Here is a 10,416-nt window from a genome sequence, read left to right as displayed (position 1 = left end):
GATTTAGATTTTTATCAAGTAATGATTTAGTTGCTTCTCGTTTAACAAGTAAACATCTAAACTATATCTATATTTATATAAAAACATGACTAAAACGTCAAGTTTTTATTGTCTATTTGGCGGTAATAATGACACTTGAATTAGACTCGAATGAATTTAAGATTCGATTGAAAGAAGTCAGAAAGCTACGAAAGCTGACACAGCAAGAACTGGCGGAAAAAACGGGAATACCCGTAACCTCTATTGCGCATTTTGAGTCGGGCTCACGTAAACCTTCTTTAGAAAATTTTTATAAGCTCATTGTCGTACTTAATATATCAGCAGACTACATCCTAGGACGAAGTGAAGATATGAGTGCGTTAGGTGTTGATCCCCTTGTGAGCACCCTGCAAAAATTACCTGAGGTAGAGCGGAGAATGATTGAGAAATTCGTTATTTCTTTAGGTCATAATTAGATTCGACCCAGCATATAAAATCTGACGACTTGAAAATTAAAAAACCACCTAACGTGGTTTTTTTAAGGATCAAAATAGCTTTTTCCTCGTGAAGTACTTTATTTAAAGTAAATTTAAATCTTGGTTTTATAAAATCACCTCTCTAACCTTGCTCCATTATCTAAACGTTCCTATATAAACCACTTTATTTTTTATTACTAACAGAAGATCTATTATTTTTCTGTATTTCATACCAATTGAACACCTCCATATAATCAAAGTAGTTATGCGCTTTTTCACCATCTGACAGCTTAAAAGGTCTTGGAAAATCGGGATTCTTTGCGATCAAAAAGTTTAGTCCCGTCCTCGATAATCCTAATTTTTTTGCTACATCATTAAACTTTAAAGCGAACGGTTCACTTGCTTGAATTACAGTTGATTGTGGTATATTCATTTCCAACATAAGTATTTTTTCAAAAAAAGAAAAAATCATAGCAAACTAAAAAAAATATTTTTCCAACCGTCTCGATTCGTTCAATTTTGCTCAAAAATCAGAATGAAATTCATTTATGCACCACTGAAAAATCTCATCAACATCAAAGTACATCACTGCTTGTCGAGTCTCTCGATCTCTCATGGGTTTTGGAAAATTAGGAAAGGCATTTAGAAGTTTGATGAGTTGCTGACGATTAATTTCTAAAATTTCACATACTAAACTACTTGAACAACGCCATACATTTTCTTCACGAAGTTTGATTAAAGTTGGATTTATGTTCCTATGGGGATTTAGTAAAGGTTTCATAAAGTTATTACACCTATCAAAACCAATTAATATACACACATTAGAAAAATGACATCTTCAACCGTCCTATTTGGCAAAAAAAAAAGCCGAAAATAACGTTTCGGCTTCTAAAATTATAACAAGAACACGCTAATCAAATATTCTTTCGCCGCAGATCGAATCCAAGTGGTCAGCCCAAAATTGCATAATATCCACCCTTTCCCTTAAGTGAGCACCTTTATCATAGGCACCCTTCACACCTGACTTTTGATGAGACAATGCTGATTCAATCACTTGCTCTTTGTCGCTAAAAACATCATTCAAATAGGTACTCGCAATGTGGCGAAATCCATGAGGATCTTGCTTCCCCGCATACCCCATTCGTTTCAATGCTGAATTGAAGGTCACGTCAGATATAAATTTTTCATTTGAATTACTTCTTGATGGAAACAAATATTCATTGCCATCCCCTGAAATCTCTTTTAATCGAAGCAATAATTTAATTGCTTGCTTCGGTAACGGTATCGCATGAGCTATTCTCCTTTTCATAATATCTGCAGGTCTAAGCCATACGCTTGTTTCAAAATCAAATTGATCCCAACGTGCGGCTCTTAACTCACCAGGCCTAGGAAATAGCACTACTAGCAATTCGAGTCCAATACTAGTAGTTTCAGAGCGATAATTACGGATTGCATTAACAAGGTCTGGAAGTTCATCCATTACGACATGTTTCATTGAACCTGCAGTATGATTTGCTAGGCCTTTTCGTACTCTTGCAAGAGGGTTGTAGCTTATTAAATTATCATCAATTGCATAATCATACGCATTACGACAATACGAAATTAATTTTTCAAGACGATTAAATATCCCTTCATTTAATTGTTTTTTTCTGAAAAATTCTTTCCACTCAGACGCAGAAATTTCTTTAGATAGACGTTGACCAAATACTGGCAATATATGCCTTTCTATAGACTGATATTCTTTCTTAAAAGTTTTATCAGTCCATACACCTTTTTTCGTATTCATCCATTTAATCAGTAAATTACCAAACAACATATTCTCTTGTTGTTTCGCCTCCAATAACTTCTCATTTTTAGTTTTTAAAATAATTTCACCATTTTGATATTTAATCGCCAATGATCGTGCTTCTTTGACTGAGATTACGGGGTAACTTCCTAACCCAAGCCATGTCCACTTACCAACTGTACTCTTAAATCTTAACTGCCATGACTTTTTACCTGTTACACCAACTTTTAAATACAGACCTGAAATATCGGAAACTCTGTACTCAGATTCTTGTGCTTTTAACGCTGCATATTGGGTATCTGTGAGTAATTTAGATTTAGCCATAAAATTTTGATTTTCCTAGATTAAACTAGGCTCCTGTATCCTGAGTTCTATTTTTTATACAGGATACAAGCCAGGATACAAATAGGGTGTTTTTATACGAGTACACCTGAGTATTCTTAAGACATTAAAAAACCCTTAACTCTTTTAGAATTAAGGGTTTAAGTATGTATTTTACTATATAAACACATGAATTTGGTGGGCCCAGACAGACTTGAACTGTCGACCAACGGATTATGAGTCCGCTGCTCTAACCAACTGAGCTATAGGCCCTATATGCTGAAAACTTTATTTATCAATAAGTTCAGGCGTCATGAATACTAGCTAAGATTTTTTGGAAAGACAAGTGCTTTTATAACTGCTTGAACATTTAGGCAGCAATCATAAGCGACTAGTCTTAGCCAAAATTTCAGTTACTTAAGACTTCAGTATAGGAGGCGTATAGAAAAATGAGATACATGCTGCATCATTTAAGACAAATGAGCCTGTCATCTTGAATTTAATCCGGTCTACTAAGGGTAAAACTGATAGATTTAAGGTCTTAGTATATCTATAAGGTATTAAAATTCTTTATTGCTCAGGCAGCACTGTTAAAGGAATAGCCTTGAGCTCAAGAAGATAGAATGACTAGAATTCAGACTTCATTTCTTCGTCTTTATGTAAATCCTGCTTAATTTCGATCAAAGACCATACAATTATAAGCGCAAAAATCAATAAGGAGACTACGAAGGCTGTCATGTACGTCATACTTTTCAATCTCAGAGTAGAAAGAATAAGAAAATAGAAAAGACCTGTATCAGTCTTCTTCGACAAAAGTCTAATAACTAAAGTGTGCTCTGGATAGTCATTTTTTCATCATTTTAAGACTTTTTTTGTATCTACTAATATTTTTAAGATATTAATATTATTTTATTTATATATATTAACTCTTAATCTTGCAGCTTAAAAAGATGAATAAATCATAGATTTTTACATTATTCGCTGATTTTATTGGAAAGCCTATTGACTGTATGGGCGAACAAGATGAAATTATGCAGTTCTCTACATACAGCTTTTACTTATCTGTGCTTATGCTAAATAAATTCCTTGGCGAATCTGCATTTAAACTTGCAGGTTGGCAATATCATGTCGAACCCGATGTGCTTGAAGATAAACAGGTTATTATTGGATTTGAACATACCTCAATGATGGATGCGGTACTGTCAATTGCTCTGTTCCAGATTTACGACCTCAAGGTTCATACCTTAATCAAAAAAGAATTATTTAAAGGACCTTTCAAACCGCTATTAAACGCTGTGGGTGGTATTCCGGTTGACCGCAAGGCCAGTAAAGATATCGTGACCCAGATGGTGGAACATTTTCAGAACAATGAAAAGTTCAATCTGGTCATTGCTCCCGAAGCGACACGAGCCAAACAGGGTGAAGCACGCAAACCGATCCGTACCGGTTTCTGGCATATTGCCAAGGCTGCCAATGTACCGATCGTGTTGTTATACGCCAATTCCAGAACCAAGCAAGGTGGCATTCTTGGCAAGATCTATCCGACAGACCTTGCGCATGACCTGGCTTTGATCAAACAACTGTATAAAGATAAGGTTGGTCTGGATATCGTTATTCCAGAATAAGCTTTTTAAAAGAAAAGCACGGACATAATCAGCGATTTTGCTTTTTATGTCCAAGTCATCTGTCTATATCAATGTATAAATAGAATTATAAATCTCCCTATCCTCTTTCTATTTTTCCTCGATATTGCACTTTTTTTGTTTTTATCCTGAAATCTCAAATCCAGGCACTTTTTTTTAAAAAAACGCTTATGGTAGAATTTCGGCATTCTGATAGGCATACAGCCAATCTACAAGGAGCATAGTTCGCATGGCGGGTCATTCCAAGTGGGCCAATATTAAACATCGCAAAGCAAAACAAGATGCGAGTCGTGGTAAAGTTTTTACCAAATACATTCGTGAATTAACCACTGCTGCAAAGCTTGGTGGTCCAGATACTGCAAGCAACCCTCGTCTACGTGCTGTGGTTGAAAAAGCATTATCAGTGAATATGACACGTGACGTGATCAACCGTGCCATTCAACGTGGTGCTGGTGGCGAAGATAACGACGACCTGAAAGAAGTGACCTACGAAGGTTATGGTGTAGGTGGTGTTGCGGTTATTGTTGAAACCATGACTGACAACTTGAACCGTACTGTGCCTGACGTACGTCATTGCTTCTCTAAAACTGATGGTAACCTAGGCACTAACGGTTCGGTGGCATTCCTGTTCACGAAACGTGGCGAGATTACTTTTGAAGATGTGTCTTTGGAAGATCAAATCATGGAAGTGGCATTAGAAGCAGGTGCGGAAGACATCGAAGTCACTGAAGATGAAATCCTGGTGATTACTACACCTGAAGCTTTCGGTGATGTTCAAGATGCTTTAACTGCTGCAGGTTTAAAATCTGACAATGCTGAAGTGGTGATGAGTCCTTCAACCAAAGCAGAAATCACCGACATCGATCAAGCGAAAAAAATCATGAAAATGATTGATATGCTTGAAGATCTGGATGATGTACAAAACGTTTATACCAACGTTGAATTCTCAGACGCAGTTTTAGCAGAACTTGATGCTTAAATATGTCTGATTCAAAAAACGCACCTTAGGGTGCGTTTTTTTGTGGCTGTCCACCAACCTAGCTTTGATTAAACTTTATTGAGTAATCCGCTACAGTTAAAGACATTATATTCTTTAATCACAAAGCTGGAATGCAGTGCCACCACATGCTCAATTTTTCCAATCCGCTTAAGCAGGATTTCACTATAATTTTCCATATCTCTTGCCACGACTTCAACAATAAAGTCTGCCGACTGACCGGTGACCAAAAAGGCATTAATTACTTCGGGAATGCTTTCCAGTTCTTCCAGAAATTTGGCAAAAGTATCGCTATCATGTTTGCTTAAGGATACCTGTAACAGCACATGCAGACTGAAACCTAATTTCTGGTAATTGATTTCACGTTTTAAGCCACTGATAATATTATGATCGATTAAATGTTTGATCCTGCGATGCACCGAACTCACAGATAAATTCACCCGTTCGGACAGTTCATTCAGATTGACATCTTCATGGGTCAATATTTCTAGAATATGTTTATCGAAACGATCCAGTTCCATTTTTATACTCTTATATCAATAATCAATAGATGCAGAAAATTTTGCGCCATCTCTGTTATACAATATTTATTTATTTTTCACAAAATTTTCATATTCTGAAATTTTTTTCCAAATGGGATTTCATTTTATAAATACGGTTTTCAGGAGGGTTTAAATGACCGTTAATCGCATTAATTAAAAATATGACCAATGGTATTTTTAATTAAATCTTTATTTTAAATTATTTAAATTGGGTAAACACGACAACAGATAGGCTATTCCTCTCAGCCCCTACACGACTTAACCGCCCATCTTTTACAAGTGTATAGAAATAGATTAAAACAAAGGCGCTTTAAAAACAAAAATAGCGCATTTCAAAAATATTACTCAAGGAACGGTCATGGCTTCTAAACTTTTAAGCTTGATAAAAACAAAAGTGAGTCCTGTTTTAACCGTCGAAACCCAAACGAAGAGCTTATTGGGCGGCTTATTCGGTGGAACGACATCAGGTACCCTCACCAATCTTATTGGCAATCTCACCGGATCCAATACTCAACCTTCTGTCAGCTCATTATTAAATAATCTCCTTTCTGGAAGCAGCCTGAGTACGACAAATCTCAGCAATTTATTAACTCAGTTTTCTGGTTCGAATGCCTCAAGTTTAAATATTCAAAGCCTGATCAGTAGCTTAACCCAATCCAATGGCGGTAGCTTTAATATTACCCAGATCACCAACTTATTAAAGAGCTTAATGGGGAGCAATAGCAGCAGCCTGGATCTTGAGGCTATTTCTCAACTGGTAGGCGGCTTATTGGGCGGCAGTACGGGCAATATTGATATTGGTAAAATTTCTCAACTGGTCGGTGGCCTGATCGGCGGTTCAAGTAATATTGATATTGGTGCGATTGCAGGGCTGGTCGGTAACCTGATTGGCGGGAATGGCGAGATTGATATCGCACAAATTGCTGAATTGGTCGGTGGCCTGATCGGTGGTTCTGGCGGATTAGGTGGTGTAGATATTGGTGCCATCGCAGGACTGGTCGGCAACCTGATTGGCGGTAATGCAGGCAGTGATTTTGATCTTGGTGCTATTACCGATTTAATTAGCGGCTTTGTAGGCGGAAATGCAACGGGTGGTTTTGATGTCGGTGGCTTCACTGACTTACTGAGCGGTCTAATCGCGAATGGTTCAAATGGCATAGACTTAGGTGGGTTATTGGGTAATCTGAATCTCGGTAGCGATCTGGATCTGGGTGGTATGATCGAAGGTATTTCCTCTGCTTCAAACGGCTTTGACTTAGGCAGTATTGCCGAAGGTGTTGGTCAGTTGGTTGGTAGTGGCTCTTCGATTGAATTGCCTGACCTCGGTGATCTTATGCAAGGTGTGGGCGCGACTGATTCCAATATTGATCTGTCTGCTCTCCTGCCTGGCATCAAAGATACGATTCAGAATATTGGCAGTGGCGGTTCTTCATCCGGATTTGATTTTGGTTCACTCCTCAATAATTTTACTAAAAATATTGATATCGACCAGACTAATCCTTGGGGTTAATCATAATCTCATCAAAAAAACGCGCTTCATGCGCGTTTTTTAATTCTTGGATTGGCATTTAAACTTATACACCACGCCAGTCTACCCGGGCATTACGTTCGGTTCGGTAAATACGGCAAATATATTCACCCAGTGGAAGCTCATTCAAATACTGCTGATAGTCGCGATATTCTTCGGACAAGGTTTCAAAATTTTCTTTTTCCCATGGCGTACCTGGAATCGCCAGAAGCGGTGCCAACATGGAGCAGACTGCAATATCCGCCAGACTTAAACGATTTCCGACAAAATAATGCCCACCTTGGCTGACCAGCATCTGATTGAGCTGTTGTACCGCAACATCGATGTGTTGTTTAGATTCCGCCACGGTTTCCTCATTCAATGCATACCCCTTGGCCACCATCGCTTTCAATAAAGGTTTAGAAAATTTTTCAAACTGGCGCAGATAGCCCTGCTCACCAATTAAAATATCCAGAGATTCATGATCAGAAGTCAGTGCTTGAGAGAGCATCCAGCGACGGACATGACGACCCAATTCCAAAGTAATTTCATTAATTTCTAAAGCTTTATTTCGAAAATATCCTTCCGCGCGCAGTAAACGATGTTCTGGATAAGTATCATCCAGATACAGAGCAATCTGGGTGGAATCTGCGATCCATCGATCCTGATCACGCAAAATAGGCAGACGATTCTGACCTGTTTTCAGGCGGGCAAAAGCCCGATGTACGCCGGGAATCAGGTTGTGAGCAACATAGTACAGCTCTTTATGGTCCAGCATCCAACGTGCTTTTTCGCAAAAGTGAGATAAAGGAAACTGGTATAAAGTTCGCATGCATGCTCCATGTTTATCGTTATTGGATCAGGGCGTATAGGCCGCTGTTTTATTCAGATACTTTAGTCACTCAATTTTAGAAAAACAATGTGATTTTTATCCAAAAGTACAATACTGGCTGATTATTCCTCTATATTCGGCGGACTCATAATAAATCCGGGAAAGCTCAGCGGAGCTTTTAAGTTATAAGAAGCATTTGATTGCAATAAACCACAAGTGCATGACCTGACTTTAGCCGTGCTTTCATGTAAAATCGGGGGCAATTTTTATATAACGCTTTTGTGAGTTATTTCATGGGTTTTAATTGCGGTATTGTCGGCTTGCCGAACGTTGGCAAATCTACACTTTTCAATGCTTTAACCAAAGCTGCTATTGCTGCAGAAAACTTCCCGTTCTGTACCATTGAACCAAATACCGGCATCGTGCCTGTTCCTGACCCACGTTTAGACAAATTGACAGCAATTGTTAAACCGCAGCGCGTGATTCCAACGTCTATGGAATTTGTGGACATCGCAGGTCTGGTCGCTGGTGCTTCTAAAGGTGAAGGCTTAGGTAACCAGTTCCTGGCCAACATCCGCGAAACTGATGCAATCGCTCACGTGGTACGTTGTTTTGAAGATGAAAACGTCATTCATGTGAATGGTCGTATTGATCCACTGGATGATATCGCCACGATTAATACAGAACTCGCGCTTGCAGATCTCGACGCGGTGGCGAAAGCGATTACCCGTTTGACTAAATCTGCCAAAGGTGGTGACAAAGAAGCAATTGCTACTAAAGCAGTATTAGAAAAAATCCAGCCTTTACTCGATGAAGGCAAACCGGCTCGCGCAGCGGATCTGGATGATGACGAACGTAAACTGGTACGTGGCTTTGGCTTAATGACGCTTAAACCAACCATGTATATTGCCAACGTTGCTGAAGACGGTTTTGAAAATAACCCGCATTTGGATGCAGTGAGAAAATTGGCTGCTGAAGAAAATGCAATTGTCGTACCTCTTTGCAACCAGATTGAAGCGGAAATTTCATTGCTTGAAGATGAAGACCGTGCTGAATTCCTGGAAGCGATGGGCATGGAAGAACCTGGTTTAAACGTGGTGATTCGTGCAGGTTATTCACTACTTGGCTTACAAACTTACTTCACCGCAGGTGTACAGGAAGTTCGTGCCTGGACTGTGAAAGTTGGTGCAACTGCACCGCAAGCCGCTGGTGTAATTCATACCGACTTTGAAAAAGGCTTTATCCGCGCAGAATGTATTGCTTATGATGATTTCGTGCAGTACAACGGCGAAGCGGGTGCAAAAGAAGCCGGTAAATGGCGTCTAGAAGGTAAAACCTATATCGTTCAGGATGGCGACGTTTTACATTTCCGTTTTAACGTCTAAGTATTTGCTGTGTGAAAAAGCCCCTTCTGGGGCTTTTTTATTACCTAGGAAATAAGATGACCGAGCGTAGAAAACTTACAGGCAACGCATAATTCACACATATTAACAATAATGATAATTATTCTCATATAAAAATATTAAATTCAGGCGTATGTTAAATCTAATGAAAAATAACATGACTTCATTCTAGCAAAGGAATCCTGACCATGAGCTATACCCTGCCTGTACTGCCATATCCCTATGATGCCCTAGAGCCTCATATCGATAGCAAGACCATGGAAATTCATCATAGCAAGCATCATCAAACTTATATCAATAATATCAATGCAGGGATCGCAGGAACCGAATGGGAAGATTTATCGGTCGAAGCCTTAATTAGCAAATTCAATGAAGTACCGCAGCAATTAAAACAGAACGTGATCAATAATGCCGGTGGACATGCCAATCACTCCCTGTTCTGGACAGTCATGAGTCCAGACGGTGGCGGCCATCCAGAAGCTGAAATTGCAAAGGCCATTGAACATGAATTAGGCGGATTCGAGGCATTTAAAGACACCTTTACCCAGGCAGCACTGAGCCGTTTTGGTAGCGGTTGGGCCTGGCTGAGTGTTGCGCCAGATCAAACACTTATTGTAGAAAGCAGCGCCAATCAGGACTCTCCACTGATGCATGGCAATATTCCCATTTTAGGTCTGGATGTCTGGGAACATGCCTATTATTTGCACTATCAAAACCGTCGTCCGGAATATATCTCGGCTTTTTTCAATGTCGTGAACTGGCAAGAAGTGAATCGTCGTTATCTGGAAGCATTGAACACGCTTTAGCTTTAAATATTTAAGGAGATCGACCATGTCTACACCTATTCTGATTAAACGCATAATTGGCAGCACACTCCTGATCTGTGGTGTATTTGTGATTTTATTAGAACATGTGTGGATACCCTCTTTT

Annotated in this window: 10 protein-coding genes and 1 tRNA gene; 6 read left to right on the top strand and 5 right to left on the bottom strand. The window is 39.1% G+C overall.

Annotated elements, in window-relative coordinates; translation table 11 throughout:
• Positions 1 to 128: 128 nt before the first annotated feature.
• Entirely contained in the window at positions 129 to 455 is a 327-nt protein-coding gene (locus BFN00_RS11485) for a helix-turn-helix domain-containing protein (protein WP_071851762.1), read from the top strand.
• Positions 456 to 978: 523 nt separating this feature from the next.
• On the opposite strand, the gene BFN00_RS11475 is transcribed toward BFN00_RS11485, so the two are convergent.
• The 3 genes from BFN00_RS11475 to BFN00_RS11465 form a co-directional block, all read right to left on the bottom strand.
• Complete coding sequence (locus BFN00_RS11475; RefSeq protein ID WP_082180566.1) at positions 979 to 1,236, bottom strand: hypothetical protein; 258 nt, start codon at positions 1,234 to 1,236, stop codon at positions 979 to 981.
• Positions 1,237 to 1,365: 129 nt separating this feature from the next.
• Positions 1,366 to 2,565 carry a tyrosine-type recombinase/integrase gene (locus BFN00_RS11470; RefSeq protein ID WP_071851760.1) on the bottom strand — a complete coding sequence of 400 codons (1,200 nt, stop codon included), beginning with the start codon at positions 2,563 to 2,565 and terminating at the stop codon, positions 1,366 to 1,368.
• Between the two features lie 193 nt (positions 2,566 to 2,758).
• Positions 2,759 to 2,835 (bottom strand) — tRNA-Ile (locus BFN00_RS11465).
• A gap of 797 nt (positions 2,836 to 3,632) precedes the next feature.
• Here BFN00_RS11465 and BFN00_RS11460 point away from each other — a divergent pair.
• Positions 3,633 to 4,187 carry a 1-acyl-sn-glycerol-3-phosphate acyltransferase gene (locus BFN00_RS11460; RefSeq protein ID WP_026056524.1) on the top strand — a complete coding sequence of 185 codons (555 nt, stop codon included), beginning with the start codon at positions 3,633 to 3,635 and terminating at the stop codon, positions 4,185 to 4,187.
• A 247-nt stretch (positions 4,188 to 4,434) separates the two neighbouring features.
• Entirely contained in the window at positions 4,435 to 5,184 is a 750-nt protein-coding gene (locus BFN00_RS11455) for a YebC/PmpR family DNA-binding transcriptional regulator (RefSeq protein WP_004731522.1), read from the top strand.
• A gap of 68 nt (positions 5,185 to 5,252) precedes the next feature.
• Here BFN00_RS11455 and BFN00_RS11450 read toward each other — a convergent pair whose 3' ends face one another.
• Positions 5,253 to 5,723, bottom strand: a complete 471-nt coding sequence (locus BFN00_RS11450; protein ID WP_004645518.1) for an Lrp/AsnC family transcriptional regulator — start codon at positions 5,721 to 5,723, stop codon at positions 5,253 to 5,255.
• Positions 5,724 to 6,102: 379 nt separating this feature from the next.
• Here BFN00_RS11450 and BFN00_RS11445 point away from each other — a divergent pair, with 379 nt between their 5' ends.
• Positions 6,103 to 7,254, top strand: a complete 1,152-nt coding sequence (locus BFN00_RS11445) for a hypothetical protein (RefSeq protein ID WP_071851758.1) — start codon at positions 6,103 to 6,105, stop codon at positions 7,252 to 7,254.
• A 64-nt stretch (positions 7,255 to 7,318) separates the two neighbouring features.
• Here the strand turns inward: BFN00_RS11445 and BFN00_RS11440 are convergent, their stop codons facing one another.
• Entirely contained in the window at positions 7,319 to 8,083 is a 765-nt protein-coding gene (locus tag BFN00_RS11440; protein WP_071851756.1) for a glutathione S-transferase family protein, read from the bottom strand.
• A 293-nt stretch (positions 8,084 to 8,376) separates the two neighbouring features.
• Here BFN00_RS11440 and ychF point away from each other — a divergent pair, with 293 nt between their 5' ends.
• Positions 8,377 to 9,468 (top strand): redox-regulated ATPase YchF, encoded by a 1,092-nt coding sequence (ychF, locus tag BFN00_RS11435; protein WP_005097395.1) that lies wholly within the window; start codon positions 8,377 to 8,379, stop codon positions 9,466 to 9,468.
• Between the two features lie 206 nt (positions 9,469 to 9,674).
• On the top strand, positions 9,675 to 10,292 hold the full coding sequence (locus BFN00_RS11430; protein WP_005097397.1) for a superoxide dismutase: 618 nt from the start codon (positions 9,675 to 9,677) through the stop codon (positions 10,290 to 10,292).
• Positions 10,293 to 10,416: the final 124 nt, after the last annotated feature.

The sequence above is a fragment of the Acinetobacter sp. AR2-3 genome (genome assembly GCF_001878775.1).
Classification (GTDB): domain Bacteria; phylum Pseudomonadota; class Gammaproteobacteria; order Pseudomonadales; family Moraxellaceae; genus Acinetobacter; species Acinetobacter lwoffii_D.
This window is presented reverse-complemented; position numbering and strand designations above follow the sequence as displayed.

Coding starts and splice junctions, on each gene's coding strand:
- BFN00_RS11485 (WP_071851762.1), top strand. CDS start 129: ATGACACTTGAATTAGACTCGAATGAATTTAAGATTCGATTGAAAGAA.
- BFN00_RS11475 (WP_082180566.1), bottom strand. CDS start 1,236: ATGAAACCTTTACTAAATCCCCATAGGAACATAAATCCAACTTTAATC.
- BFN00_RS11470 (WP_071851760.1), bottom strand. CDS start 2,565: ATGGCTAAATCTAAATTACTCACAGATACCCAATATGCAGCGTTAAAA.
- BFN00_RS11460 (WP_026056524.1), top strand. CDS start 3,633: ATGCTAAATAAATTCCTTGGCGAATCTGCATTTAAACTTGCAGGTTGG.
- BFN00_RS11455 (WP_004731522.1), top strand. CDS start 4,435: ATGGCGGGTCATTCCAAGTGGGCCAATATTAAACATCGCAAAGCAAAA.
- BFN00_RS11450 (WP_004645518.1), bottom strand. CDS start 5,723: ATGGAACTGGATCGTTTCGATAAACATATTCTAGAAATATTGACCCAT.
- BFN00_RS11445 (WP_071851758.1), top strand. CDS start 6,103: ATGGCTTCTAAACTTTTAAGCTTGATAAAAACAAAAGTGAGTCCTGTT.
- BFN00_RS11440 (WP_071851756.1), bottom strand. CDS start 8,083: ATGCGAACTTTATACCAGTTTCCTTTATCTCACTTTTGCGAAAAAGCA.
- ychF (WP_005097395.1), top strand. CDS start 8,377: ATGGGTTTTAATTGCGGTATTGTCGGCTTGCCGAACGTTGGCAAATCT.
- BFN00_RS11430 (WP_005097397.1), top strand. CDS start 9,675: ATGAGCTATACCCTGCCTGTACTGCCATATCCCTATGATGCCCTAGAG.